The sequence below is a fragment of the Streptomyces sp. NPDC016640 genome (assembly GCF_043076215.1).
Taxonomy (GTDB): Bacteria; Actinomycetota; Actinomycetes; order Streptomycetales; family Streptomycetaceae; genus Streptomyces.
In genome coordinates, this window is the sequence record NZ_JBIBRG010000001.1 from 149397 (window position 1) to 173540 (window position 24144).

Genomic DNA, 24144 nt, shown 5'->3' on the forward strand with positions numbered 1-24144 from the left:
GGCCGGGCTCTTGTCCGCAGCGCCCGGAGGTCAGTGCGCGTGGGGCGTCAGGCCCAGGGCGCCGTGGAGCAGGAGGAGCGCTCCCGCCACGGTCCAGCCGGTGTCCCGGTGGCGCAGGCCCCAGACCGTCAGCGACAGGCCCACGGCCAGCTGGGCCAGGTCCCCGGGGCGCGGTACGGGACCGGCGGGCCGGGGCGCGGGAGCCTCGGCGGTCGTCTTCGCCGGCTGCCGCTCCTCCTCGACGGGCCGGGCCTCCGGCCGGGTCCGGGCGGCTTCGAGGAGGCGGGCGGGCGACTCGCCGGGGACCAGGCCCGGGGGCACGAGGACGCCCGCACGGGTGAGGACCGCGAGGACGCCGCTCAGCCGGGCCGTCGCGTCGGCGGCGGGATCCGGCCCGGTCAGCAGGTCGAGGCTGCGCACGTCCAGGACCGGGTCCAGCCCCAGCCGGGCGGCGAAGGTGCGCATCGCCTCGTCCTCGCCCGCGGGCGTGCCGTTGGCCAGCCACACGTAGCCGACGGGACGGTGGAAACCGGAGGCGAGGCTGAACCCGGCGCGGTCGGCGTCCCACCACAGGGCGATGACCGGCCAGGACGCGCCCACCGCGAGCGCGGTGGCCCAGCCGGTGGCGGCCCGGTCCACCGGCTCGGTGCCGTCCCGCCAGGGCCGGCCCTCGGGCACCAGCGCGCTCCATTCCTCGCCGGCCCCTACGACCAGCATGGGTTCCCGCAGCAGCCGGGCGGCGGGGGCGACGGATCCGGCCCCCGCACGGCACAGCAGCAGGGCGCCCGGCGCGGCCGGTCCGCCCCGCCGCCCGGGCATGGACTTTTCCGTCGACATGCTCACACGCTAGGCCACTTCGCCCGCTTCGCATGCGGGCTGATCACCAGAACGGGTGTCTTGACTTTCCTCCACCGCGATATATCGTGAATAACGTAAGACGCGATATGGCGCGTTGTTGTGTTCGTTGCCAGGAGGTCGTCAGATGCCCGAGTGGTCCGTCGCGGAGCCCAGGAAGCTCACCTTCGACGCGCCCGTGAGCGAACTCCGGGTGCGCATCGTGGGCGGAGCGGTGAACGTCGTGGGGACCGACGAGGGGTGCGCCCGTCTGGAGGTCTCCGACATCGAGGGACCGCCCCTGGTGGTCACGGAGAAGGACGGCACCCTCACGGTCGCCTACGAGGACCTGCCCTGGAAGGGCTTCCTCGCCCTGCTGGACCGTCCGGGCCGGCGGCGCAGCGCGGTGGTCTCCCTGGCCGTCCCGGCACCGACCCGGGTGGAGCTGGGCGTGGTCGACGCGGGCGCCGTCGTCTCCGGCATCCGGGGCCCCTCCCTGGTGAGGAGCGTCGCGGGCGACACCACCCTGGTCGCCCTCTCCGGCCCGGTCCGCGCCGACACGCTGTCCGGGAACGTGGAGGCCCAGTCGGTCACCGGCGGCCTCCGCTTCGCCTCCGTCTCCGGCGACCTCACCGTCGTCGAGGGCTCCGGCTCCTCCGTCCGGGCCAACACGGTCAGCGGCTCCGTCATCGTGGACCTCGGCCCCGGCGGCCCCACCGACGTCCGGCTGAGCAGCGTCTCGGGCGAGATCGCGATCCGGCTGCCCGAGCCGGCGGACGCCGAGGTCGAGGCCAACACGGCGAGCGGCGCCATCTCCAGCGCCTTCGGCGGCCTCCGGGTGCACGGCCAGTGGGGCGCCCACAAGCTCACCGGCCGTCTGGGAGCGGGCAGCGGCAGGCTGCGGGCGACCACCGTCTCCGGCTCCATCGCCCTGCTGCGCCGCCCGGCCGGGGAGGACGGGCCCGCGCCCTGGGACGCCCCGGGGGACCATGCCCCTCCCGGCCCGGACGAGGGCGCGCCCCATGCCCCGGCCGACGGTACGACCGACAAGAAGGTGCTCTGACATGCCCCCCGTCTTCGCCCACGGACGCCTCCGCCTCTATCTGCTGAAGCTGCTGGACGAGGCGCCGCGTCACGGCTACGAGGTGATCCGTCTCCTGGAGGAGCGTTTCCAGGGGCTGTACGCGCCGTCGGCCGGCACGGTCTATCCCCGCCTGGCCAAGCTGGAGGCGGAGGGCCTGGTCACCCACACCACCGAGGGCGGCCGCAAGGTGTACTCGATCACGGACGCGGGCCGCGCCGAACTGACCGGCCGCAGTGGCGAGCTGGCCGACCTGGAACTGGAGATCCGGGAGTCGGTGGCCGAACTGGCCGCCGAGATCCGGGCCGACGTCAGCGGCGCGGCGGGCGATCTGCGCCGCGAGATGCGGGCGGCGGCCGGCAAGGCCGGCCAGGCCCGGGGCGGCGGCGAGGACGGGATCCCCGGGGACTTCCCGGTCTTCGGCGACAGCGAGGCCTGGCGCACCGTCAAGGAGGAGATGCGCCGCGCCAAGCAGGAGTGGAAGGAACAGGCCCGGCGCGCCAAGGACGAGAGCCGCCGCTCGCGCGAGGAGGCCGAGCGCGCCCGCCGCCAGGCCAAGGAGGCGCAGGAGGAGGTGCAGCGCATCGTGCGGCAGGTCCAGGATCAGGTGCAGGACCACTTCGCCCGGGGCGACTGGCCGACGGGACTGCGCGAGGGCCTGGGTGAACTGGCCAAGGAGATGGGCGAGTTCGGCAAGGGCTTCGCCTTCGGCCGCACCGGCACGGGCACCTCGGGCCGGTCCTCCCGGCCGTCGTACTCGGGGCCCCCCGAGGACTTCCCCGCCGACTACGTCCCCGCCTGGGCGCACGAGGACGCCTCGCAGTCCACCGGCGACCCGGCCCGTGATCTGGACCGCCTGCTGGACCGGTTCCGGGACGACATCCGGGACGCGGCCCGCGACCGCGGCGTCACGGCGGACCAGCTCCGCGACGCCCGCGACCACCTGTCCACGGCGGCGGCCAGAATCGGGGCACTCCTGCGCGCCCCGAAGCCCTGAGCGGCCCGGCCCGCCCGGGTCGTCCGGATCGCCGGGTCCGGCCGGACCGCCCGGACCCGGCGTGCGCCGCCGTCAGCCCGCCTTGGCCTCGCCGACGCCGTACAGCACCCGGGTGACCGACTCGTACGTCACCCCGTGGTCGGCGAGGACCTCGGCGGGGACACCGGGACGGGCGGTCAGCGCGAGCAGGATGTGCTCGTCGCCGATGTGACGGTCCCGCCGGGCGGTGGCGGCGCGCAGGGCGCCGGTGAGGAGGTCCTTCGCCTCCCGCTCGAAGGGCCGGTGCCCCGACCGCCGGCCACCGCCCCTCCGGTCGCCCGACAGGGCCCCGGCCCCGTGCACCTCCTCCACCCGGGCCACGATCCCGGGCACATCGATCCCGAGCCCGGCGAGGGCATCGGTCTCGGCCTGGGTCAGTCCGCCCCGCCGTCGTGCCCGCCCCAGCGCGGCGCGTACCGCATCCCGCCGCCCGCCCAGCCCGAGGGCGGCCAGCGCGAAGGAGGCCCGGCCCGCCTCCCGGTCGAGCAGCGCCAGCAGCAGATGCTCGGCGCCCACCCGCCCCGCACCCATTCCCTCCGCCTGTTCGACCGCCCCCTTCACCACGGCCCGGGCGTCCTTCGTGAACCGCTCGAACATCACTGCCTCCCGTACTTCTTGTGCACGGCCTGCCTGCTCACCCCGAGTGCGGTCGCGATCTCCTGCCACGACCAGCCCTGCCGGCGCGCGTTGCGCACCTGCACGGTCTCCAGCTGCTCCAGCAGCCTGCGCAGCGCCGCGACGGCCCGCAGGCCGACGCGTGGATCACGATCACCCGCGCGCTCGGCGAGGTCGGTTGCCTCAGTCATGATGTCAACTTAGATTGACAGCCCCGTATGCGTCAACCCCGGTTGACATACCTGCGGCCGGCCCGGAGAACCGGACCGGCCGCAGGATGCAGGAGCCGCAGGCGGGGCGCACACCCCCTCGGGGGCGGGTGAGCACGACTTCAGGGGTGGGTGAGCACGATCTTCCCGAACTGCCCGCCGGCCTCCATGCGTGCGAAGCCCTCCCGCGCCCGGTCCATGGGCAGCACCTCGTCGATGACCGGCCGCACGCCGGTGGCGGCGCAGAAGGAGAGCAGGTCCTCCAGCTCGTCCTTGGTGCCCATCGTCGACCCGACGACCCTGAGCTCCAGGAAGAAGATCCGCGTCAGCTCGGCGTGCGAGGGCCGGTCACCGCTGGTGGCACCGGAGATCACCAGTGTGCCGCCGGGGCGCAGCGACTTCACCGAGTGGGACCACGTGGCCGCCCCCACGGTCTCGATCACCGCGTCGACCCGCTGCGGCAGCCGCGCGCCGGGCTCCAGCGCCTCCACGGCCCCCAGCTCCAGCGCCCGCTTCCGCTTGGCCTCGTCCCGGCTGGTGGCGAAGACGCGCAGCCCCGCGGCCTTCCCGAGCACGATGGCGGCGGTGGCGACCCCGCCCCCGGCGCCCTGCACGAGCACGGAGTCGCCGGGCCGCACCCCCGCGTTGGTGAACAGCATGCGGTACGCCGTCAGCCACGCGGTCGGCAGACAGGCGGCCTCCTCGAAGGAGAGTTCCCGGGGCTTGGGCAGGACGTTCCAGGTGGGCACGGCGACCTGCTCCGCGAACGTGCCCTGGTACCGCTCGGTGAGGATGGAGCGGGGCTCCCCGGGCCCCACCCCGTGACCGCTCTGCCCGATCACCGAGTGCAGGACGACCTCGTTGCCGTCCTCGTCGACACCGGCGGCGTCGCAGCCGAGGATCATCGGCAGCTTGTCCTCCGCGAGGCCGACGCCCCGCAGGGACCAGAGGTCGTGATGGTTGAGGGAGGCGGCCTTGACCGTGACGGTGCTCCAGCCGGGTCGGGACCCGGGAGCGGGGCGCTCTCCCAGTTCCAGACCGGCGAGCGGCCGGTCGCGGTCGATTCGGGCGGCGTAGACGGCGAACATGACCCCGACGATAGGTTCCCCGCCCCGCCGAAGGAACAAGGGGCCGCTGTGAGACACGCCCTCTTGCCACGCGGCGGCGGCGCCCACCCGGTCGGCCCAGTGCCCGGGAAGACGATCGGTCCCGCCCTCCACCGGAGGACGGGACCCGCGGGGAACGCGCGCCTCAGCGGCGGGCGACCCCTTCCGCCCGGGCGGCCGCGGCCACCGCCGCCGCCACCGCGGGGGCGACCCGCTCGTCGAACGGGGACGGGATGACGTAGTCGGCGGCGAGGTCGTCACCGACCACCGACGCCAGCGCCTCGGCCGCGGCCAGCTTCATCCCCTCGGTGATCCGGGAGGCGCGCACCTGCAGCGCCCCCGCGAAGATCCCCGGGAAGGCCAGCACGTTGTTGATCTGGTTCGGGAAGTCCGACCGTCCGGTGGCCACGACCGCCGCGTACCGGTGCGCGACCTCCGGGCGCACCTCCGGCTCGGGGTTGGCCATGGCGAAGACGAACGCGCCCTCGGCCATCGACGCGACCGCGTGCTCCGCCACCGTGCCGCCGGAGACGCCGATGAAGACATCGGCCCCGGCCAGCGCCGACTCCAGCGACCCCGAGAGACCGGCCTTGTTGGTGAACGACGCCAGCTCCGCCTTGACCGGCGTGAGGTCCGCGCGGTCGCGCGACACGACGCCCTTGCGGTCGGCCACGGCGACGTCCCCGATGCCGGCCTCGACCAGCATCCTGGCGATCGCCACACCCGCGGCGCCCGCACCGGAGATCACGGCCCGCAGGTCACCGAGCGGCCGTCCGCTCAGCCGTGCCGCGTTCCGCAGCGCCGCCAGCGTCACGACCGCCGTGCCGTGCTGGTCGTCGTGGAAGACCGGGATGTCCAGCCGCTCCTGGAGCCGCTTCTCGATCTCGAAGCACCGGGGCGCGGAGATGTCCTCCAGGTTGACCCCGCCGAAGGACGGGGCGAGCCGGACCACGGTCTCGACGATCTCGTCCACGCCGGTGCAGGCCAGCGCGATCGGGACCGCGTCCACGCCGCCGAACTGCTTGAAGAGGATCGCCTTGCCCTCCATCACCGGGAGGGAGGCCTCGGGCCCGATGTCACCGAGTCCGAGGACGGCCGTACCGTCCGTCACGACGGCGACGACCGACGACTTCCACGTGTAGTCGTGGACGAGGTCCGGCTGTTCGGCGATCGCGCTGCACACCTTCGCGACGCCGGGCGTGTAAGCCAGGGACAGATCGTCCTTGTCGCGGACCGGCACGGTGGCCTGGACGGCCATCTTGCCCCCGCGGTGCAGCGCGAACGCCGGATCGAAGGAATCCAGGGGCTCGGCCCCGCTCTCCTGCTCCGTATGGCCGTCACGGCTTTCGCTGTCGCTGCGAGGATTGACAATCTCCGCTGCCACTTGGTTTTACCCCTTAAATGTTCACGGTTTGAGGGTTGCCACTCCTGGTGAGGGGTGGGCGGGACCGCGCACGGCCCGGGGGGTGATGCGTACGGGCCGAACACGACGGGCGCGCCGCACACGCGCCCTGAGCCCCGGGTGAGGGGTGTGAAGAACCTTCTTACCGGACACGCACCGTCGGCGACGAGTCCATAACGCGAAGGTCACAGGGCGGCACCCCGAATCTTCGTCCGATATCAGGACAAGGGTCGGGCGAACTCGCAGCAAGCCCGCAATCACACCAAAGGCTTCGGCGGCCCTTCCTGTTTTCCGGCCGACACCGGAGATCTTCCGGCTGGAATGGCGGATTCCCGCAGACTGTCCGGCCTTACTGCACAGGAGTACTGCGGTTCGGCCGTCACCCGTTACCCGATTTTGACATCGCGGGCCCCCTGAACAGCGCAGTCCGAATGGCAAGATGCGGTAATCAGACGAGGTCGCGACACTCGAAGGCGTGTGCTCATGACCCAGGGCGATGCCGCACAGGCAGTCGCCGGCCCCAAAGGCAACTCCACCCATCCGCCGGAGGAACCCACCATGACCGCAAGCACCACCCGTCGTACCACCGCCGCCCGGTCCCGGCTAGCAGCGGTCGGTGCGGTCGCGGTCGCAGGCGCGCTGCTTCTCACCGGCTGCGGTGACCAGACGGACAAGGCCGACGACAGCGGCACCGCGGACGCGTCCACCGCGCCCCTCGCCGACCGGCTCCCCGCCGACATCCGTGAGGCGGGCGTGATCAAGGTGGGCTCCGACATCGCGTACCCGCCGGTCGAGTTCATGAAGGACGGCAAGGCCGTCGGCATCGACCCCGACATCGCGGCGGCCCTCGGCAAGCAGCTCGGCGTGAAGTTCGACTTCCAGAACGGCAAGTTCGACCAGCTCATCGTGGGTCTGCAGTCCAAGCGCTTCAACGTGATCATGTCCGCGATGAACGACACCGAGGACCGCCAGAGCGGCATCGACCCGGACACCGGCAAGAAGGCCGGCAACGGCATCGACTTCGTCGACTACTTCACCGCCGGCACCTCGATCCTCGTCCAGAAGGGCAACCCGAAGGGCATCGAGTCCCTGGACGACCTGTGCGGCCAGGTGGTGGCGCTGCAGCGCGGCACCACCTCCGAGGGCATCGCCAACGAGCAGAACAAGAAGTGCACCGAGGACGGCAACGAGGCGATCAAGCTCCAGACCTACGACACCGACCCCGAGGCGCTGCTCCGTCTGAAGCAGGGCGCGTCCGTCGCCGACCTGAACGACTTCCCCGTGGCGGCGTACAACGCCAAGACGTCGGGCGGCGGCAAGGACTTCGAGGTCGTCGGCGAGCAGATCGAGGCCGGCCCGTACGGCATCGGCGTCAGCAAGGAGAACACCGAGCTGAGGGACGCCCTCCAGGCGGCCATGAACGCCATCATCGAGAACGGCGAGTACACGAAGATCCTGGAGAAGTGGAACGTCACGGACGGCGCGGTGACCGAGGCGAAGATCAACGGCGGTTCCTGAACCTCGGCGACACTGAAGGGCAGTCACTGTGACCGACACGGTCGACAAGGCTCCGGCGCCATCGGTGCCACCGGAGCAGATCAAGGCGATCCCGGTGCGCCACTACGGCCGCTGGGTGGCGGGCGCGGTGGTCATCGCCGTACTGGTGCTGATCGGAATCGCCTTCTCCAACGCGAACATCAACTACGGCGTCATCCCGGACTACCTCACGGACGGCACGATCCTCTCGGGCGCGTGGCACACGCTGTACATCTCCGTGCTCGCCATGCTGCTCGGCCTGGTCCTGGGTGTGGTCCTCGCGGTCATGCGGATGTCGTCGAACCCGGTCACCAGCACGGTGGCCTGGGCCTACGTCTGGTTCTTCCGCGGCACGCCGGTCCTGGTCCAGCTGCTCATCTGGTACAACATCGCCCTGGTGTTCCCCGTCCTCAACCTGGGGTTCTACAAGGACGAGATGAACCAGGTGATGACGCCGTTCCTCGCGGCGCTGCTGGGTCTCGGCCTCAACGAGGCGGCGTACATGTCCGAGATCGTCCGGGCGGGCATCCAGTCCGTGGACGAGGGGCAGACGGAGGCGTCGCACGCGCTGGGCATGACGCGCGCCAAGACGCTGCGCCGGGTGGTGCTCCCGCAGGCGATGCGGGTGATCGTGCCGCCCACCGGCAACGAGTACATCAACATGCTGAAGACCTCCTCGCTGGCCTACGTGGTGCAGTTCAGCGAACTCATCAAACGGTCGACGGACATCTCCAGCACCTCGCTCGCCGTGGTCGAGATGTACTTCGTGGCCTCGATCTGGTACCTGGCCCTCACCAGCGTCTTCAGCGTCGGCCAGTACTACCTGGAGCGCCGCTACGCCCGGGGCGCGACGCGCAGTCTGCCGCCGACGCCGCTGCAGCGCCTGAGGAAGAACCTCCGCCTCTTCAACTCCCTCGGCCGCCCGGAGGTGACCCGATGAGCGGTCTCGGCAAGGACATCGCGAGCGGCACGAGCGGTCACCCGATGGTCAAGGCGGAGGGCGTCCACAAGTCCTTCGGTCTCACGCACATCCTCAAGGGCATCGACCTGGAGGTGAACCCGCGGGAGGTGTTCTGCCTGATCGGCCCGTCCGGTTCCGGCAAGTCCACGTTCCTGCGGTGCATCAACCACCTGGAGAAGATCAGCGCCGGCCGGCTGTACGTCGACGGTCACCTGGTCGGCTACCGGCAGAAGGGCGACAAGCTCCACGAGCTCAAGGAGAAGGAGGTCGCGGCGCAGCGGCGGGACATCGGCATGGTGTTCCAGCGCTTCAACCTCTTCCCGCACATGACGGCGCTGGAGAACGTCATGGAGGCTCCGATGCAGGTCAAGCGGGAGACGAGGGCGGTCGCCCGGGAGCGTGCGCAACGGCTGCTGGACCGGGTGGGCCTCGGTGACCGCACGGGCCACTACCCCGCCCAGCTCTCCGGCGGGCAGCAGCAGCGCGTGGCCATCGCGCGTGCGCTGGCGATGCAGCCCAAGCTGATGCTCTTCGACGAGCCGACCTCCGCCCTCGACCCGGAGCTGGTCGGCGAGGTCCTCGACGTCATGCGCGACCTCGCCACGGACGGCATGACGATGATCGTCGTCACCCATGAGATGGGCTTCGCCCGGGAGGTGGGCGACTCGCTGGTGTTCATGGACGACGGCGTGGCCGTCGAGACCGGGCACCCGAGGGACGTGCTGACGAATCCCCAGCACGAGCGGACGAAGTCGTTCCTGTCCAAGGTGCTCTGACCTGCGGTACGCGCGCGGCGAAGGGGCGGTACGGACTCTCCGTACCGCCCCTTCGCCGTGGCCTACTTCAATGCCAGCAGCAGGGTGTCCGAGGGCGAGCACCACACCGGCCGCGCCTCGCCGAAGCCCGCCTCGCGCAGCACGCGCGCGTGCCAGGCCGCCGAGGGCGTGTCGCCCTCGGCGTGCTCGCCGTAGATCTCGTAACGCCGGGCCGTGGGACCGGCCAGGACGGGGTCCTCGGCGGCGAGCCGCCACCACTGGGCCCAGTCCAGGGCACCGTCCCGCTTGGCCTGATCCATGCGGGCGTGGCGCAGGGCACGCTCGGCCGCGTTGATCCGGGGCGTGGTCTCGTCGATCATGTGGTCCGCGTTCATGAAGACACCGCCGTCGCGCACCAGGTCCGCGATGTGCCCGTAGAGGTCCGCGAGGGGTTCCCGGTGCAGCCAGTGGAGGGCCGTCGCGGTCAGCACGGCGTCGTAGGAGTCGTGCGGCAGTGCCGCCGCCCACCCGGGGTCCTTGAGGTCGGCCGTCACGAAGGAGACCCGGCCGTCCCCGGCGAAGGTGCCCTCGGCGATGGCGAGCAGCGCCGGGTCCAGGTCGACGCCGGTGCTGGTGGCGTCCGGGAACCGGGCGAGCAGCCGGGCCGTGATGCTGCCCGTGCCGCAGGCGAGGTCCAGCACGCGCGGGGAGGTGCCGACGAGGGCCTCCACCATGTCGAGCATGACCCGGAACCGCTCCTCGCGGTCGGGCATGTACCACTCCTGCTGCCGGTCCCAGCTCTCCTGCCAGGCGTGCCAGTCGGCGGCGGCCGTGGTGGTGTCGGCGTCCGTCATCGAGCCCCTCCCGCGTGTACGTCCCGTAATACCCTGTTACTGCGATCGTCTGTTACCCAACCGCACGCACGACCATAGAGCCCCTGCGTAAGGACTACAAGTGGAACTGGCCTATTACTCGGATTACGCGGTGCGCCTCGTCAACACCGAGGAGCCCGCCCGGGGGAAGGACACGCTGACCTCGGTCGAGGCCGTCCGCGATCTGTTCGGCGGGAACCAGTCGGCCGCCCGGCGCGCCACCGACGCCGATGTGACCCGGTTCCGTTCGGTCCGTGCCAGGCTGCGCGCGGTCTTCGAGGCGGCGGACAGCGGCGACGAGACGCTCGCCGTCGACCTGCTGAACTCGCTGCTGCTGGAGTTCCCGGTGAGCCCGCAGATCTCCGGACACGACTTCCGCGACGACGACGGCCGCCCGCTGTGGCACATGCACCTGGCCGACCACCCGTCCAACGCGACCGCGGGCTACGCCGCCATCGCCGCGATGGGCCTCGCCTTCCACCTCACCGAGTACGGCGTGGACCGCCTCGGCCTGTGCGAGGCGCCGCCCTGCCGCAACGCCTACCTGGACACCTCGACCAACCGCTCCCGGCGCTACTGCTCCGACCGCTGCGCCACCCGGGCCAACGTGGCGGCCTACCGCGCCCGCAAGCGCCTGGAGGCCGACCGGTCGGAGAAGACGGGCCGCGCCGACGACAGCGCCCAGCCCACCACGGCCAGCGGCGACCGCCGACCGGGCCTGCGCGGCCGGTAGCGGAAGCGGACCCGGCCGAGCACCAGCTCGTCCGGCACGACCCCGTAGTCGGTGCTGTCGCCGCCCGCGTACGCGTTGTCCCCGAGCACCCACCAGCCGTCCGCACGCCGCTCGGCGGCCCGCTTGACGACGAGCAGGTCCTGCTGGAACGGGTGCCGCAGCACGATCACGTCACCGCGTCCGACCCGGGCGCCGTAGTGCACCAGCAGCAGGTCCCCGTGGTGCAGCGTGGGCACCATGGACGGCCCCGTCACCTCGGCCACCCCGAACGGGAGCGGCGCCCTCACGCGCTCGGCCTCCCGCGGCACTTCCGGCATCACCCGGCACCTCCCCGGTTCTTCCTCCACCAGTCTCGGTCACACCCGGACTTTTGTCCTAAGCCCACGGGGGCACTCGCGAAAACCCGTCCGGCACGGAGTAATGTCCAGTGTGAGAAGACGATCACGAGGAAGGAAACGCTTCATGCTTTCCCGCCTGTTTGCCCCCAAGGTCAAGGTCAGCGCGCACTGCGACCTGCCCTGCGGTGTGTACGACCCGGCTCAGGCCCGCATCGAGGCGGAGTCGGTCAAGGCCGTCCAGGAGAAGATGGCCGGCAACGACGACCCGCACTTCCAGACCCGTGCCACGGTCATCAAGGAGCAGCGCGCCGAGCTGGCGAAGCACCACGTCTCCGTGCTGTGGAGCGACTACTTCAAGCCCCCGCACTTCGAGAAGTACCCGGAGCTGCACCAGCTGGTCAACGACACCCTGAAGGCCCTCTCGGCCGCCAAGGCGTCGACCGACCCGGCCACCGGCCAGAAGGCGCTGGACTACATCGCCCAGATCGACAAGATCTTCTGGGAGACCAAGAAGGCCTGAGCCTTCGTGCCTTCCGACCTGCGATTCCCTTCGGTTTGCAGCGTCTTTCGGACCGCACCCGGCCCGCAGCCCGCCCAGCACGGCGTATCTGACGGTCCGGGTGCGGTCGTCTTTCCACGGCTGCCGTGACGGCGTGGGATGCTGAGCGGATGGAGCTGGAGGATCTGGTCCGGCTGCGGGGGGCCCGGGACCGGATGGACCGTGAGTACGCCGAGCCCCTCGGCATCGCGGAGCTGGCGCGGACCGCGCTGATGTCGCCCGGCCACTTCCAGCGCAGCTTCCGCGCGGCGTACGGGCAGACGCCGTACGGCTATCTCATGACGCGGCGCATCGAGCGCGCGAAGGCGCTGCTGCGGCGGGGCGACCTCACGGTGACGGAGGTGTGCCTCGCGGTCGGCTGCACCTCCCTCGGGTCGTTCAGTTCCCGGTTCACCGAGCTGGTCGGGGAGACCCCCAGCGCCTACCGGGCCCGTTCGCACGAGGCGAGCGCGGTGATCCCGCCGTGTGCGGCGCGGATGTACACCCGCCCGGTGCGGGGCCGGTCCCGGGCCGATCCGGGCGGACCCCCGCCGACGCGGCACTAGCGTGGGCGCATGGACACAGGAAACGACGTGCGGCTCGCCCAGTGCTTCATCTCCGTCGACGACCACGACAAGGCACTGGCCTTCTACCGCGACGTGCTCGGTCTCACGGTCCGCAACGACGTGGAGTTCGAGGGGATGCGCTGGGTGACGGTCGCCTCGCCGGAGCAGGACGTGGAGATCGTGCTGGAACCGCCCGCGGCGAACCCGGACTCCTCCCCCGGCGACAAGCAGGCGATGGCCGAGCTGCTGGCCAAGGGCATGCTGCGCGGGGTCAACTTCACCACCGCCGACTGCGACGCCCTCTTCGAACGCGTCCGGGCCGCCGGTGCGGACGTGCTCCAGGAGCCGCTGGACCAGCCGTACGGCATGCGCGACTGCGCGTTCCGCGACCCCGCGGGGAACATGCTGCGCTTCGTCGAGCGCCCCCGCCGGTGAGCGTCCGCCGGGCGTACGCCCTCCTCGACCGGCCGGCACCCCGAGTCGGTCCGGGGCCGCCCGTCGTGCGCGGCAGCCGTCCGGGCCGGGTGTGCCTCGATGTCCCGCCGTCCGCTTACGGCGCCGGGGCGCCTTCCGAGGTGAGCTGTCGGCCGGCCGGAACGCCGCTCCCGGCTCACCGCCGGAGTTCCGTGTGGCCGGGCCGCCCGCTCGCGTCCCGCTGCGGCGGCTGAACGAGGAACGTCCGGTCTCCGCCCGTGTGGACCCCGCCCGTGCGGGCATCGGGGCGGCCCGGGCCCGGCACGAGGAGCTCGGCGCCGTGGCGGCTCAGCGCTCCCTGCCGTACGTCCGCACCACGGCGCCGTTGCCGAACACGCGCACCGGCCCCAGCGTGAACCGCGTGACCGAGAAGCCGGAGGCGAACATCGGCATGCCGGCGCCCTGCACCATCGGGTACGTCTTGATGACCAGCTCGTCGATCTCCTCGACCAGCTCGCCGGCGAGCTCGGCCCCGCCGCACAGGTAGATGTCGAACGCGCTGTCCTCCGCCTTCAGCGCGCGCACCCGGCCGGCCAGGTCGTCCGCGATGATCTCGACGTTCGGATCGGGCGACTCGAGCGTGCGGGAGGCGACGTACTGGCGCAGGTGGGCGTAGGGGCTGGTGATGCCCTCCCGCAGGGCCACGTCGTAGCTGCCCCGGCCCTGGACGATCGTGTCGAACCGCCTGTTCGGCAGATCGTCGATGTCGAGCTGCCGACGGCCGTGGGTCGCGATGGTCTCCGGGTACTCCGCGGTCAGGAACCCGAGGAACTCCTCGTCGACGTAGGAGAACATGACCGACGCGTCGCCCTCGGGGTCTGCGATGAAGCCGTCGATGGAGCAGGCGACGAAGTAGGTCAGCTTGCGCACAACGGCCTCTTCCGGTGGACGTGCACTCTGCGTGAACAACTCCAGTTGTAGTACTTCATACGTAGTGGAGGCAAGGGAACAACGGCTTCGGCGGTAGGGGCGGTGAGCCCGACGGAGAGCGGCCGGGGTGAGAGCGGGTCCCGCACATCGTGGGGAAGTGCGGGACCCGCAGGGCCGGAGCCACGGTGCCGCGGCGGGGTCAGGAGCCGCACGGCAGCCGGTGGTTCCGGGTCCGGGGGAACGGCGGGCGGGCCGTCAGGTGCTGCGCCGTGTCACGAACTCGGCCAGGGCGAGCAGCCCGCCCGCCGCCTCCGGGTCGGGCACCGCGCGGGCCACCTCCTGCACCGCCCGGGCCATCCGGTCGGCCGCCTGGGTCTGCGCCCAGTCGCGCCCGCCGGCCCGTTCCACCGTCCGGGCGAGGTGTTCCAGGTCCTCCTTCTGCCGCGGCGCCGTGTAGAGGGCGGCGAGTTCGGCCGCCGCCGGGGTGCCGGAGGTGAGCGCGGCGACCACCGGCAGGGACTTCTTGCGTGCGGCCAGGTCCGCACCGGCCGGCTTGCCGGTGCGCAGCGGATCACCCCATATGCCGATCACGTCGTCGATCAGCTGGAAGGCCAGCCCCGCCGCACGGCCGAACGCGTCCAGAGCCGCCACGTCCGGGTCCGCGGCCTGCGCGTACAGCGCACCGATCGCGCAGGCGCAGCCGAGCAGCGCGCCCGTCTTGGACTCGGCCATGACGAGCGTCTCGTCCAGGGTGACCTCGCCGGGGCCGAGCCGCTCCATGGTGGTGTCCGCGTGCTGCCCCGCGCACAGCTCGATCACACAGCCGGCGAGCCGGACCGCCGCGGCCGGGGCCGCCGGATGGCGGTCCTCGGCGAGCAGCCGCAGGGCGAGGGCCTGGAGGGCGTCCCCGGCGAGGATCGCCTCGGAGGCCCCGAACACCGTCCACGCGGTGGGCCGGTGGCGGCGGGTGGTGTCCCGGTCCATCACGTCGTCGTGCAGCAACGTGAAGTTGTGGACCAGTTCCACGGCCGCCGCCGCCCGCACGGCCGCGGCCCGGGCCGTGGGGCCGCCCAGCGAGGAGGCCGCGGCGAGCACCAGCGCGGGACGTATCGCCTTGCCCGAACCGCCGTCGGCCGGGGTGCCGTCCGCGTGCTCCCAGCCGAAGTGGTAGAGCGCGATCCGGCGGATCGGGCCGGGCAGCGAGCCGATGGCGGCCCGCAGCACCGGGTCGACCGCGGCCCGCGCCCGCTCCAGCAGGAGCGTCGCCTCGTGCCCGTCGCCGGGACGCTGCTCCGGCTCCGCCGTGGTCCCGGTCGCGCACCCGGCCGTGAGCCCGGCCTTCGGCTCCGTCATGGACTCCGTCATCGGCTCCCCCCTGTGACCGGCTCGGCGAGGGAGCGGAGGGACGACGCTTCCGCACCCGTCGAGCGCGTACCTCCCTGATGTACCCGTCCGGACGGGCGGGGACACGGAGGGAGCCCGCGGGCGGTCATCGCCAGCGGCCGATCTCGACGTTCTCCAGGACACCGAGCGCGTCCGGTACCAGGACCGCGGCGGAGTAGTAGGCCGTGACCAGGTACTTGATGACGGCCTGTTCGTTGATGCCCATGAACCGCACGGAAAGACTCGGCTCGATTTCGTCGGGGATGCCGGCGGCCCGCAGACCGATCACGCCCTGGTCCTCCTCTCCGGTGCGCAGGGCGATGACGGAGGTCGTACGGGCCTCGGTCACCGGGATCTTGTTGCACGGGAAGATGGGCACCCCGCGCCAGGTGGGGATGCGGTTGCCGCCCATGTCGATGGTCTCCGGGACGAGCCCGCGCCTGTTGAGCTCGCGGCCGAACGCGGCGATCGCGCGCGGGTGGGCGAGCAGCATCCTGGTTCCGCGCCGCCTGCTGAGCAGTTCGTCCATGTCGTCGGGGCTCGGCACGCCGTCGTGCGGCTGGATCCGCTGGTCGTACTCGCAGTTGTGGAGCAGTCCGAAGTCGCGGTTGTTGACGAGTTCGTGTTCCTGGCGCTCCTTCAGTGCCTCGACAGTCAGCCGGAGCTGCTGCTCCGTCTGGTTCATGGGCTGGTTGTAGAGGTCGGCGACGCGCGTGTGGATGCGCAGCACGGTCTGGGCGACGCTGAGTTCGTACTCGCGCGGGCTCGCCTCGTAGTCGACGAAGGTGTGCGGGATGTCCGGCTCTCCGCTGTGGCCGGCCGCGAGGTCGATCTCCCGCTCGCCGTACTTGTTGGTGCGCTGCCCGGTGCCCGTGAGCCGCCGGCGGAGGTGGTCGCGCAGGGTGTCCGACCGCTCCGCGACCTGTGCGACGGCCTCGCGCGGCAGCACCAGCACGGTGCAGGCCGTGAGGGTGCGGGCGGTGTACTCCCAGACGGCGTCCTCGCCCAGCAGCGCCTGCTCGCCGAAGTAGGCGCCGTCGGCGAGGACTCCGAGGGATTCGTCCTCGCCGTAGGGGCCGGTGCCGACCCGCTCCACCCTGCCGTGCGCCAGCAGGTACACCTCGTCGGCGGGGCCACCGAGGGAGGCGATCACCTGGCCGGCCCCGATCTCCCGCTGCCGGCAGCGGGCGGCCAGTTCGGTCAGCACCTCCTCGTCCTCGTACGACCGCAGGGCGGGCAGCTCGGCCAGCTCCGCGGGGACGATCTCGACCCGGTCGCCGGTCTTCACGAACGCCATCCGGCCGTCACCCACGGCATACGTCAGCCGCCGGTTCACCCGGTAGGTGCCGCCCCGCACATCCACCCAGGGCAGCATGCGCAGCAGCCAGCGTGAGCTGATCTCCTGCATCTGCGGCACGGACTTGGTCGTGGTGGCCAGGTTCCGCGCGGCTGCCGTACCGAGGCTCTGCTGCTGCCCGGTCTGCTCCGTACGGACGTCTTCGCCTGCCGACATAGAGAATTGCCCTCCCCGAATGGTGATCCACGCCCGGCCACGCCGGGCACGGCACTGCGCGATCAAGCGTTCCTCACGCAGCGTGCGGGCGCCATTACCCGATCGAGCGGGGTTGGATCTTGGAAGGGCTGGGCATACGCGGGCGGCCGTCCAACGGCGCCCTGCCGGAAGGAGATTGTCCGGATCGGCTCGTACAGGACCCGAACGATTCGTTGAACGCCTCCCTTTCAGGTATAGGCACCGATACAGGCGGTTGCACCGGGCGGCCGCCGCCCAGCACGAAGGAGGGCGGTCATGGCCCCTCCCATGTCCGCGAGCGCGTTCCTGCGCGCCCTGAAGGCGGAAGGTCTCGCGGTCGTCGAGGTCGGCGACTGGCGTGATCACAACCGGAACCACAAGGGCCCCTGGGGCCCGGTCCACGGCGTCATGATCCACCACACGGTGACCAGGGGAAGCGCCCCGACGGTGGAACTCTGCCGCAGGGGCTACGCGGATCTGCCGGGGCCGCTGTGCCACGGCGTCATCACCAAGGACGGCCGGGTCCACCTCGTCGGCTACGGCCGGGCCAACCACGCGGGGCTCGGCGACGACGACGTACTGCGCGCGGTGATCGCCGAGCGGGCGCTGCCGGCGGACAACGAGGCGAACACCGACGGCAACCGGCACTTCTACGGCTTCGAGTGCGAGAACCTGGGCGACGGCGAGGATCCCTGGCCGAAGGCGCAGCTGGAGGCCATCGAACGGGCCGCGGCCGCCGTGTGCCGCCACCACGGGTGGAACGAGCGGTCGGTGATCGGGCACAAGGAGTGGCAGCCGGGGAAGGTGGACCCGCGCGGGTTCACGATGACCTCGATGCGGAACCGGATCCGCGACCGGCTGACGTGACGCGCCGTCGCCACACCGTGCGGTCCGACGGGCGCCGACCCGCCGGAGAGCGGCAGCCCGCCGGAACCCGTCGTCCGGCCTTCCGGTGCCCCGGTCCCCGCCCGGGCGTCCGCCGGCGCGGTGCGCGGCACCGGCCGCACGCCGCCTCCGCCACCACCCCGCCCGCCACCACCCCGCCTGCCACCGCCTCCGGGTGACAATGACCCTGTGACCAGTTCCGACGGCCCCGGCTCCGGCGCCCTCCAGGGCCTGCGCCCGCGGCTGCCCTCGCCCCTGCTGGAGGTGGCGGACGAGCGGTTCGCGCGGCGAGGTGTCCGGCTCCTGCTGAAGCGGGACGATCTGATCCACCCCGAGCTGGCCGGCAACAAGTGGCGCAAGCTGGTGCCGAATCTGCGGACGGCGGCCGGGCGGACCGTCCTCACCTTCGGCGGCGCCTACTCCAACCACCTGCGGGCCACGGCCGCCGCCGGCCGGCTGCTCGGCCTGGAGACGGTCGGGGTGGTGCGCGGCCAGGAGCTCGCCGGCCGCCCGCTCAACCCCTCGCTCGCGCGGTGCGCGGCCGACGGCATGCGGCTGCACTTCGTCGACCGGCCGACGTACCGCCGCAAGAGCGAGCCGGAGACGCTGGCGGCCGTCCTGCGCGCGGCGGACGCCGAGGACGCGTACGTCGTGCCCGAGGGCGGCAGCAACTCCGCCGCCGTGCGCGGCTGCCGGGCGCTGGGCGAGGAACTGGCCGGCCGGGCCGACGTGGTGGCGGTGGCCTGCGGCACCGGCGGCACCCTCGCCGGGCTCGCCGCCGGACTCGGCGGCGGGCGCGCGCTGGGCATACCGGTGCTCAGGGGCGGCTTCCTGACCGGCGGGATACGGGACCTGCAGACCGGGGCGTTCGGCGGCCCGCGCGGCGACTGGAGCCTGGACGACCGCTTCCACTTCGGCGGCTACGCGCGCGTCACGCCGGAACTCGAGGCGTTCGCGGCGGACTTCGAACTCCGCCACGGCATTCCCGTGGAGCGTCTCTATGTCGCCAAGTTGCTCTACGCCCTTGCCGCCCTGCTGGAGGAGGACGCGTTCCCGCGCGGCAGCACGGTGGCCGCCGTGATCACCGGCCGTCCCTTCCCGTGAGCGGCGGACCCTACGCCGTCTCCCGGTAGGCCGCCGCCTCCTCCAGGTCGAGCCGGCGCAGCAGGGTCCGCAGCATCTCGTCGTCGATGTGGCGGCCGTCGCGGAGTCTGACGAACATCTCGCGCTCCGCGCTGATCATCTCGCGCGACAGCCGCCGGTAGGTGTCGTCCACCGACTCCCCGGTGACCGGGTTGACCTGCCCGAGCCGTTCCCAGACGGCGTTGCGGCGGCGCTCCAGGACGGTGCGCAGCCGGTCGGCGAGCGGTGCCGGCAGGGCGTTGCGCTCGTCGGACAGGAGCTCGTCGAGGCGCTGTTCGGCGGCCCGGGACGCCTGCGCCTGGGCGTTGGCCTCCGCCAGGGTCTCGGCCTGCGCGTCACGGCCGGGAAGTTCGAGCACGCGGATCAGCGGGGGCAGCGTGAGGCCCTGCACGACCAGGGTGCCGATGACGGTGGTGAAGGTCAGGAAGAGCAGCAGGTTGCGCTGCGGGAAGTCCTCGCCCCCGGTGGCGACCGGGATCGAGAAGGCGATGGCCAGCGAGACCACGCCCCGCATCCCGGCCCACGCGATGACGAACGGCGCCTTCCAGCCGGGCTTCCCCTCGCGTTCCCGGATCCGTGCCGACAGCAGCGGGGGCAGCCAGGTCGCCGGGTACACCCAGACGAACCGCACCACGACGACCACCGCGAAGACGGCGAGCGCGTACCAGGCGGCGTCGGCGCCCTCGTACTCGCCCAGGCCCGCGAGGACGACGGGCAGTTGCAGACCGATGAGCGCGAACACCACGGATTCCAGCACGAACGCGACCATCCTCCACACCGCCTCCTCCTGGAGGCGGGTGGCGAAGTCGACCTCCCACGCGCGGTGCCCCAGGAACAGGGCGACGACCACGACGGCGATGACGCCGGAGGCGTGCACCTGCTCGGCCGCGGCGTACGCGACGAAGGGGATCAGCAGGGAGAGCGTGTTCTGCAGCAGCGCCTCGCGCACATGGGTGCGCAGCCAGTGCAGCGGCACCATCAGTACCAGGCCGAACGCCGCCCCGCCGACCGCCGCGAGCAGGAAGTCCCCGACTCCCTCGGCCCAGCCGGCGCCCTCGCCGACCGCCGCCACCACGGCCACCCGGAACGCGGTGATCGCGGTGGCGTCGTTCAGGAGCGACTCGCCCTGGAGGATGGTGGTGATCCGGGACGGCAGGCCCACCCGGCGGGCCACCGCCGTCGCCGCGACCGCGTCCGGCGGGGCCACCACCGCGCCGAACACCAGCGCCGCGGTCAGCGGCAGCCCCGGCACGATCCGGTACAGGGCCCAGCCCACGGCGAAGGTCGCGAACAGCACGTACCCGACCGACAGCAGCGCCACCGGCCGCAGTTGCGCGCGCAGGTCGAGGTAAGAGCTCTCGGTGGCCGCCGTGTGCAGCAGCGGGGGCAGGATCAGCGGCAGGACGATGTGCGGGTCGAGCTCGTACGTGGGCACCCCGGGGAGGAAGCCGGCCGCCAGGCCCGCCGCGACCAGCAGCAGGGGTGCCGGCACGGGTGTGCGCCGGGCGGCCGCGGCGACCGCGGCGCTTCCCGCCACCAACAACAGCAGTGGCATCACATCCATGTCCGCCGCCCCTCCGTTTTTCCGCGCGGTCGCCCACGCGCGCGTCGTAATCTGGCAATCATGAAACAGTGCACGCACGCCGACGCGCTGCCGCACCCGGAACCCGTCCCGCTCGGTGAGACATGTCCGGAGTGCCTGCGGGACGGCACCGATCCGGTGCAGTTGCGCGTCTGCCTCACCTGCGGTCACGTCGGGTGCTGCGACTCCTCGCCGCACCGGCACGCGACCGAGCACCACAGGGAGACCGGCCACCCCGTGATGCGGACCCACGAGCCCGGCGAGAACTGGCGCTGGTGTTTCGTCGACCACGTACTCGTGTGACCGGACGTGACCCCGGTGCCGGACGGTTCGACCGTCTGACGTCTGGGTACGTCAATGCGGCGCGCGCTCTTCCCATTTGGCAGCCGCAGACCCCTAGCCACGGAGCGTGTTCATAGTTTTACTATGAGTGACGGCAATGGGCCGGGGTCCCGGGGACAGGACCGCCGCGAGCGCGATAGCGTCACCGCTGAACCACGTAGCGCGTTACCCGGGGGCGAACCCGGCCCTGAAACGCTTGTACCACCTTGGAGGTGAGGGTGTCCCAGATCGCAGGCGAGCCCGCGACCCAGGACTTCGTGGAAGTCCGGCTGCCGGCCGCGGGTGCCTACCTGTCGGTGCTGCGTACGGCCACGGCCGGTCTCGCGGCCCGTTTGGACTTCACCCTCGACGAGATCGAGGACCTGCGCATCGCGGTCGACGAGGCCTGCGCGATCCTGCTGCAGCAGGCCGTGCCGGGGTCGGTGCTCAGCTGTGTCTTCCGGCTCGTCGACGATTCGCTCGAGGTCACCGTCTCGGCGCCCACCACGGACGGGCACGCCCCCTCGCGGGACACCTTCGCCTGGACCGTCCTGTCCGCGCTCGCGGGCAAGGTCTCCTCCGCCGTGGACGAGGACAGAACCGTTTCGATCAGCCTCTACAAACAGCGCGGCGCGGGACCCGGGCCGGCGTGAGGAACGAGGACGGGCCGGTGCGGGACGAAGAACGCGGCACACGGGAGCTGCCGGCCGAGCGCGTGCCGGAGGGTATCGACGGCATCCCCGAGCAGGCCCGGCCGCATCCGGAGGACGACTCGGCGGAGGCCGTCCCCCCGGGCGGCGGGCGGCCCGGCGGTGCCACGCGGAGCAGGCCTCCGGCCGGGCCGGCCGGGGCGGCTCCCGGCCATGGGGGCGTTCCCGCGCGGGCGAGGCCGGCGGGGGACGAGGCGAGCGCTCGGGGAAGGGCGACGGGCGGGACGATGAGCGAGCACGAGCGACACGCCGAGGACGAGGCGCCGCGGGCGCCCGGCGCCGAAGGCGGCGCGCGGCGCACACCGGGTGCGCCGGGTGCCCAGGGCGGGCACGCGCACCACCACCCGCAGGACCGAAGCGGGGCGCGTGCCCTGTTCCTCGAGCTGCGCACGCTGCAGGACGGCACTCCCGAGTACGCGGAACTGCGCAACCGCCTGGTGCGCATGCACCTGCCGCTCGTCGAGCATCTCGCGCGCCGCTTCCGCAACCGCGGTGAGCCGCTGGACGACCTCACCCAGGTCGCCACCATCGGACTGATCAAGTCGGTCGACCGCTTCGACCCGGACCGGGGCGTCGAGTTCTCGACGTACGCGACCCCGACCGTGGTCGGCGAGATCAAGCGGCACTTCCGCGACAAGGGCTGGGCGGTGCGCGTGCCGCGTCGGCTCCAGGAGCTGCGCCTGGCGCTCACCACGGCCACCGCGGAGCTGTCCCAGCTGCACGGCCGCTCCCCCACGGTGCACGAGCTGGCCGAGAGGCTGGCCATCTCGGAGGAGGAGGTCCTGGAGGGCCTGGAGTCCGCCAACGCGTACTCCACGCTGTCCCTGGACGTCCCCGACACCGACGACGAGTCCCCGGCGGTCGCCGACACCCTCGGCGCCGAGGACGAGGCGCTGGAGGGCGTGGAGTACCGGGAGTCGCTCAAGCCGCTGCTGGAGGACCTGCCCCCGCGCGAGAAGCGGATCCTGCTGCTGCGCTTCTTCGGGAACATGACCCAGTCGCAGATCGCGCAGGAGGTCGGCATCTCGCAGATGCACGTCTCCCGGCTGCTGGCCCGCACCCTGGCCCAGCTGCGGGAGAAGCTGCTCGTCGAGGAGTGAGTCCGCGGCTCGCGGAGCGCTACCCGGCGGTGTTCCCGGGCCCGCGGATGCCGAGGGCCCGGGTCGTCTCGGGGTTGATCAGCAGGACGAGCGCGGTGACGGCCACCAGGGCGAGCACGATCCCGGCCGGAATGGCCACACCGTCGGACCGGAGCAGGTTGTAGGCGACCGGCAGCGCCATGATCTGGGTGATGACGGCGGGGCCGCGGCTCCAGCCGCGCAGGGCGAACAGTCCCCGCACGGCGATCAGCGGCAGCAGCGCCAGCGCGATCAGCGTCACCCCGCCGGTGACGGCCTGCCGGCGGTCGTCCGGTTCGCCCGCGAGACCGTAGACCAGCATCCAGACCCCGCCGGCCACCAGCGCGAGTCCCTCCAGGGCGGCCAGCGCCGCCGCGTACGTGAGGCGGCGCGGGCGGGGGCCGATGGCGTCCGGGGCCGTGGTGGGGGTCTGCTCACTGCTCACCCCTGAAGGGTAGCCCTCGCCGCACGCGCCCCCGTGCGGAGGTTCACGTCCCCCTCCCCCGCCTCCGTCCCGCCTCGGTCTGGGCCCGGTACCACTCAGTAGGTACCCTGCACGTCATGCGTGCACTTCTCGTGGTCAATCCGGCGGCAACCACCACGAGTGCGCGCACGCGCGATGTGCTGATCCACGCGCTCGCCAGCGAGATGAAACTCGAGGCGGTCACCACCGGGTACCGCGGGCACGCCCGGGACCTGGGCCGGCAGGCCGCGGAGAGCGACGACATCGACCTGGTGGTGGCCCTCGGCGGGGACGGCACGGTCAACGAGGTGGTCAACGGTCTGCTGCACGCGGGACCCGATCCGGAGCACCTGCCCGGCCTCGCCGTGGTCCCCGGCGGCTCCACCAACGTCTTCGCCCGCGCCCTCGGGCTGCCGAACCAGCCCGTGGAGGCCACCGGCGTCCTGCTGGACGCGCTGCGCGAGGGCCGGGAGCGCACCGTGGGCCTGGGGCTGACCTCGGGCACGCCGGGCTCGGAGGACGAGGCCGTACCGGAGCGCTGGTTCACCTTCAACGCGGGGCTGGGCTTCGACGCCGGTGTGGTCGGCCGGGTGGAGCAGCAGCGGGAGCGCGGCAGGAAGTCCACCCACGCGTTGTACATGCGGCAGGTCGTCCGGCAATTGCTCGGCGAGCCGCACCGCCGGCGCGGGGTGATCACCCTGGAACACCCCGGCGAGGAACCCGTCACCGATTTGGTGCTCTCCATAGTCTCGAACACCTCGCCATGGACGTTTCTCGGCAATCGCCCGATCTATGCGTCACCTAAGGCCTCGTTCGATACGGGTCTCGATCTCTTCGGTCTGAGCCGGCTGTCCACCGCCGCGGTTGCCCGGTATGGCACCCAGTTGCTCACTTCGTCCCCGGAGCGCGGACCCCGTGGCAGGCATGCGGTCTCCCGGCACGATCTGACCCGCTTCACCTTGCATTCGAAGGTGCCACTACCCCTCCAGATGGACGGTGACCACCTGGGGCTGCGTACCAGCGTGACGTTCACAGGCGTACGCCGTGCACTGCGTGTGATTGTGTGAGCAGAAAGGGCCAAA

The 24144-nt window shown here is 72.1% G+C and carries 27 protein-coding genes; 15 read left to right on the forward strand and 12 right to left on the reverse strand.

Annotation, left to right across the window (positions count from 1 at the left end; translation table 11 throughout):
• Positions 1–30 precede the first annotated feature (30 nt).
• Entirely contained in the window at positions 31–837 is an 807-nt protein-coding gene (locus tag ACF07S_RS00680) for a hypothetical protein (RefSeq protein ID WP_391973128.1), read from the reverse strand.
• Positions 838–982: 145 nt separating this feature from the next.
• On the opposite strand from ACF07S_RS00680, the gene ACF07S_RS00685 reads away from it, so the two are divergent.
• Positions 983–1897: a DUF4097 domain-containing protein gene (locus ACF07S_RS00685; protein WP_391961354.1), complete on the forward strand. Its 915-nt coding sequence runs from the start codon at positions 983–985 to the stop codon at positions 1895–1897.
• A gap of 1 nt (position 1898) precedes the next feature.
• Complete coding sequence (locus tag ACF07S_RS00690; protein WP_391961355.1) at positions 1899–2912, forward strand: helix-turn-helix transcriptional regulator; 1014 nt, start codon at positions 1899–1901, stop codon at positions 2910–2912.
• Positions 2913–2984: 72 nt separating this feature from the next.
• On the opposite strand, the gene ACF07S_RS00695 is transcribed toward ACF07S_RS00690, so the two are convergent.
• The 4 genes from ACF07S_RS00695 to ACF07S_RS00710 all read right to left on the reverse strand — a co-directional run bounded on the left by ACF07S_RS00695 (position 2985) and on the right by ACF07S_RS00710 (position 6265).
• Complete coding sequence (locus tag ACF07S_RS00695) at positions 2985–3548, reverse strand: Clp protease N-terminal domain-containing protein (RefSeq protein WP_391973129.1); 564 nt, start codon at positions 3546–3548, stop codon at positions 2985–2987.
• Complete coding sequence (locus ACF07S_RS00700; protein ID WP_391961357.1) at positions 3548–3757, reverse strand: helix-turn-helix domain-containing protein; 210 nt, start codon at positions 3755–3757, stop codon at positions 3548–3550. The genes ACF07S_RS00695 and ACF07S_RS00700 overlap by 1 nt, the downstream gene beginning before the upstream one ends.
• Before the next feature lie 140 nt (positions 3758–3897).
• Positions 3898–4863 (reverse strand): zinc-binding dehydrogenase, encoded by a 966-nt coding sequence (locus ACF07S_RS00705; RefSeq protein ID WP_391961358.1) that lies wholly within the window; start codon positions 4861–4863, stop codon positions 3898–3900.
• A 163-nt stretch (positions 4864–5026) separates the two neighbouring features.
• Positions 5027–6265, reverse strand: coding sequence for an NADP-dependent malic enzyme (locus tag ACF07S_RS00710; RefSeq protein WP_391973130.1), 1239 nt, complete (start codon positions 6263–6265; stop codon positions 5027–5029).
• Positions 6266–6841: 576 nt separating this feature from the next.
• On the opposite strand from ACF07S_RS00710, the gene ACF07S_RS00715 reads away from it, so the two are divergent.
• From ACF07S_RS00715 to ACF07S_RS00725, 3 genes are read left to right on the forward strand one after another with little or no spacing between them, the layout of a single operon-like run.
• Positions 6842–7801: an ABC transporter substrate-binding protein gene (locus ACF07S_RS00715; protein WP_391973131.1), complete on the forward strand. Its 960-nt coding sequence runs from the start codon at positions 6842–6844 to the stop codon at positions 7799–7801.
• 28 nt (positions 7802–7829) lie between these two features.
• The gene (locus ACF07S_RS00720) at positions 7830–8759 is read left to right on the forward strand and encodes an amino acid ABC transporter permease (RefSeq protein ID WP_391961361.1); all 930 of its coding nucleotides are present in this window, start codon (positions 7830–7832) and stop codon (positions 8757–8759) included.
• Complete coding sequence (locus tag ACF07S_RS00725) at positions 8756–9556, forward strand: amino acid ABC transporter ATP-binding protein (protein WP_391973132.1); 801 nt, start codon at positions 8756–8758, stop codon at positions 9554–9556. The genes ACF07S_RS00720 and ACF07S_RS00725 overlap by 4 nt, the downstream gene beginning before the upstream one ends.
• A gap of 62 nt (positions 9557–9618) precedes the next feature.
• On the opposite strand, the gene ACF07S_RS00730 is transcribed toward ACF07S_RS00725, so the two are convergent.
• Entirely contained in the window at positions 9619–10389 is a 771-nt protein-coding gene (locus ACF07S_RS00730; RefSeq protein WP_391961363.1) for a class I SAM-dependent methyltransferase, read from the reverse strand.
• A gap of 100 nt (positions 10390–10489) precedes the next feature.
• Here ACF07S_RS00730 and ACF07S_RS00735 point away from each other — a divergent pair, with 100 nt between their 5' ends.
• Positions 10490–11140, forward strand: a complete 651-nt coding sequence (locus tag ACF07S_RS00735; RefSeq protein ID WP_391973133.1) for a CGNR zinc finger domain-containing protein — start codon at positions 10490–10492, stop codon at positions 11138–11140.
• Here the strand turns inward: ACF07S_RS00735 and sodX are convergent.
• The gene (gene sodX, locus ACF07S_RS00740) at positions 11023–11457 is read right to left on the reverse strand and encodes a nickel-type superoxide dismutase maturation protease (RefSeq protein WP_391961365.1); all 435 of its coding nucleotides are present in this window, start codon (positions 11455–11457) and stop codon (positions 11023–11025) included. The two genes, ACF07S_RS00735 and sodX, sit on opposite strands and share 118 nt — an antisense overlap.
• A gap of 145 nt (positions 11458–11602) precedes the next feature.
• On the opposite strand from sodX, the gene sodN reads away from it, so the two are divergent.
• From sodN to ACF07S_RS00755, 3 genes are all read left to right on the forward strand, one after another.
• On the forward strand, positions 11603–11998 hold the full coding sequence (gene sodN / locus ACF07S_RS00745; RefSeq protein ID WP_143627044.1) for a superoxide dismutase, Ni: 396 nt from the start codon (positions 11603–11605) through the stop codon (positions 11996–11998).
• Positions 11999–12147: 149 nt separating this feature from the next.
• Positions 12148–12582 carry a helix-turn-helix transcriptional regulator gene (locus tag ACF07S_RS00750; protein WP_391961366.1) on the forward strand — a complete coding sequence of 145 codons (435 nt, stop codon included), beginning with the start codon at positions 12148–12150 and terminating at the stop codon, positions 12580–12582.
• Between the two features lie 9 nt (positions 12583–12591).
• Positions 12592–13017 carry a VOC family protein gene (locus ACF07S_RS00755; protein ID WP_391961367.1) on the forward strand — a complete coding sequence of 142 codons (426 nt, stop codon included), beginning with the start codon at positions 12592–12594 and terminating at the stop codon, positions 13015–13017.
• A gap of 327 nt (positions 13018–13344) precedes the next feature.
• On the opposite strand, the gene ACF07S_RS00760 is transcribed toward ACF07S_RS00755, so the two are convergent.
• The 3 genes from ACF07S_RS00760 to ACF07S_RS00770 all read right to left on the reverse strand — a co-directional run bounded on the left by ACF07S_RS00760 (position 13345) and on the right by ACF07S_RS00770 (position 16822).
• Positions 13345–13926, reverse strand: a complete 582-nt coding sequence (locus ACF07S_RS00760) for a dihydrofolate reductase family protein (protein WP_391973134.1) — start codon at positions 13924–13926, stop codon at positions 13345–13347.
• 255 nt (positions 13927–14181) lie between these two features.
• A complete protein-coding gene (locus tag ACF07S_RS00765) occupies positions 14182–15279 on the reverse strand; it encodes a family 2 encapsulin nanocompartment cargo protein polyprenyl transferase (RefSeq protein ID WP_391961369.1) in 1098 nt (365 codons plus the stop codon).
• Positions 15280–15415: 136 nt separating this feature from the next.
• Positions 15416–16822 (reverse strand): family 2B encapsulin nanocompartment shell protein, encoded by a 1407-nt coding sequence (locus ACF07S_RS00770; protein ID WP_391973135.1) that lies wholly within the window; start codon positions 16820–16822, stop codon positions 15416–15418.
• Positions 16823–17116: 294 nt separating this feature from the next.
• On the opposite strand from ACF07S_RS00770, the gene ACF07S_RS00775 reads away from it, so the two are divergent.
• Both ACF07S_RS00775 and ACF07S_RS00780 read left to right on the forward strand, forming a co-directional pair.
• Positions 17117–17707 (forward strand): N-acetylmuramoyl-L-alanine amidase, encoded by a 591-nt coding sequence (locus tag ACF07S_RS00775; protein WP_391973136.1) that lies wholly within the window; start codon positions 17117–17119, stop codon positions 17705–17707.
• A 207-nt stretch (positions 17708–17914) separates the two neighbouring features.
• On the forward strand, positions 17915–18829 hold the full coding sequence (locus tag ACF07S_RS00780) for a 1-aminocyclopropane-1-carboxylate deaminase/D-cysteine desulfhydrase (RefSeq protein WP_391973137.1): 915 nt from the start codon (positions 17915–17917) through the stop codon (positions 18827–18829).
• A 10-nt stretch (positions 18830–18839) separates the two neighbouring features.
• Here the strand turns inward: ACF07S_RS00780 and ACF07S_RS00785 are convergent, their stop codons facing one another.
• Entirely contained in the window at positions 18840–20432 is a 1593-nt protein-coding gene (locus ACF07S_RS00785) for a Na+/H+ antiporter (protein WP_391961373.1), read from the reverse strand.
• Positions 20433–20492: 60 nt separating this feature from the next.
• Between ACF07S_RS00785 and ACF07S_RS00790 the strand changes: the two genes are divergently transcribed.
• The 3 genes from ACF07S_RS00790 (at position 20493) to ACF07S_RS00800 (ending at position 22581) form a co-directional block, all read left to right on the forward strand.
• Positions 20493–20753, forward strand: a complete 261-nt coding sequence (locus ACF07S_RS00790; RefSeq protein ID WP_391961374.1) for a UBP-type zinc finger domain-containing protein — start codon at positions 20493–20495, stop codon at positions 20751–20753.
• Between the two features lie 257 nt (positions 20754–21010).
• Positions 21011–21424: an anti-sigma factor gene (locus ACF07S_RS00795; RefSeq protein ID WP_006136266.1), complete on the forward strand. Its 414-nt coding sequence runs from the start codon at positions 21011–21013 to the stop codon at positions 21422–21424.
• A 17-nt stretch (positions 21425–21441) separates the two neighbouring features.
• On the forward strand, positions 21442–22581 hold the full coding sequence (locus ACF07S_RS00800; protein ID WP_391961375.1) for an RNA polymerase sigma factor SigF: 1140 nt from the start codon (positions 21442–21444) through the stop codon (positions 22579–22581).
• 19 nt (positions 22582–22600) lie between these two features.
• Here the strand turns inward: ACF07S_RS00800 and ACF07S_RS00805 are convergent, their stop codons facing one another.
• Positions 22601–23044 (reverse strand): hypothetical protein, encoded by a 444-nt coding sequence (locus ACF07S_RS00805; protein WP_391973138.1) that lies wholly within the window; start codon positions 23042–23044, stop codon positions 22601–22603.
• 116 nt (positions 23045–23160) lie between these two features.
• Here ACF07S_RS00805 and ACF07S_RS00810 point away from each other — a divergent pair, with 116 nt between their 5' ends.
• Positions 23161–24129, forward strand: coding sequence for a diacylglycerol/lipid kinase family protein (locus ACF07S_RS00810; protein ID WP_391961377.1), 969 nt, complete (start codon positions 23161–23163; stop codon positions 24127–24129).
• Positions 24130–24144 lie beyond the last annotated feature (15 nt).

Excerpts from the sequence above, each read along its gene's own strand:
- ACF07S_RS00680 (WP_391973128.1), bottom strand. The coding sequence starts at position 837 with ATGTCGACGGAAAAGTCCATGCCCGGGCGGCGGGGCGGACCGGCCGCG.
- ACF07S_RS00685 (WP_391961354.1), top strand. The coding sequence starts at position 983 with ATGCCCGAGTGGTCCGTCGCGGAGCCCAGGAAGCTCACCTTCGACGCG.
- ACF07S_RS00690 (WP_391961355.1), top strand. The coding sequence starts at position 1,899 with ATGCCCCCCGTCTTCGCCCACGGACGCCTCCGCCTCTATCTGCTGAAG.
- ACF07S_RS00695 (WP_391973129.1), bottom strand. The coding sequence starts at position 3,548 with ATGTTCGAGCGGTTCACGAAGGACGCCCGGGCCGTGGTGAAGGGGGCG.
- ACF07S_RS00700 (WP_391961357.1), bottom strand. The coding sequence starts at position 3,757 with ATGACTGAGGCAACCGACCTCGCCGAGCGCGCGGGTGATCGTGATCCA.
- ACF07S_RS00705 (WP_391961358.1), bottom strand. The coding sequence starts at position 4,863 with ATGTTCGCCGTCTACGCCGCCCGAATCGACCGCGACCGGCCGCTCGCC.
- ACF07S_RS00715 (WP_391973131.1), top strand. The coding sequence starts at position 6,842 with ATGACCGCAAGCACCACCCGTCGTACCACCGCCGCCCGGTCCCGGCTA.
- ACF07S_RS00725 (WP_391973132.1), top strand. The coding sequence starts at position 8,756 with ATGAGCGGTCTCGGCAAGGACATCGCGAGCGGCACGAGCGGTCACCCG.
- ACF07S_RS00730 (WP_391961363.1), bottom strand. The coding sequence starts at position 10,389 with ATGACGGACGCCGACACCACCACGGCCGCCGCCGACTGGCACGCCTGG.
- sodX (WP_391961365.1), bottom strand. The coding sequence starts at position 11,457 with ATGCCGGAAGTGCCGCGGGAGGCCGAGCGCGTGAGGGCGCCGCTCCCG.
- sodN (WP_143627044.1), top strand. The coding sequence starts at position 11,603 with ATGCTTTCCCGCCTGTTTGCCCCCAAGGTCAAGGTCAGCGCGCACTGC.
- ACF07S_RS00750 (WP_391961366.1), top strand. The coding sequence starts at position 12,148 with ATGGAGCTGGAGGATCTGGTCCGGCTGCGGGGGGCCCGGGACCGGATG.
- ACF07S_RS00755 (WP_391961367.1), top strand. The coding sequence starts at position 12,592 with ATGGACACAGGAAACGACGTGCGGCTCGCCCAGTGCTTCATCTCCGTC.
- ACF07S_RS00765 (WP_391961369.1), bottom strand. The coding sequence starts at position 15,279 with ATGACGGAGCCGAAGGCCGGGCTCACGGCCGGGTGCGCGACCGGGACC.
- ACF07S_RS00770 (WP_391973135.1), bottom strand. The coding sequence starts at position 16,822 with ATGTCGGCAGGCGAAGACGTCCGTACGGAGCAGACCGGGCAGCAGCAG.
- ACF07S_RS00775 (WP_391973136.1), top strand. The coding sequence starts at position 17,117 with ATGGCCCCTCCCATGTCCGCGAGCGCGTTCCTGCGCGCCCTGAAGGCG.
- ACF07S_RS00785 (WP_391961373.1), bottom strand. The coding sequence starts at position 20,432 with ATGGATGTGATGCCACTGCTGTTGTTGGTGGCGGGAAGCGCCGCGGTC.
- ACF07S_RS00790 (WP_391961374.1), top strand. The coding sequence starts at position 20,493 with ATGAAACAGTGCACGCACGCCGACGCGCTGCCGCACCCGGAACCCGTC.
- ACF07S_RS00810 (WP_391961377.1), top strand. The coding sequence starts at position 23,161 with ATGCGTGCACTTCTCGTGGTCAATCCGGCGGCAACCACCACGAGTGCG.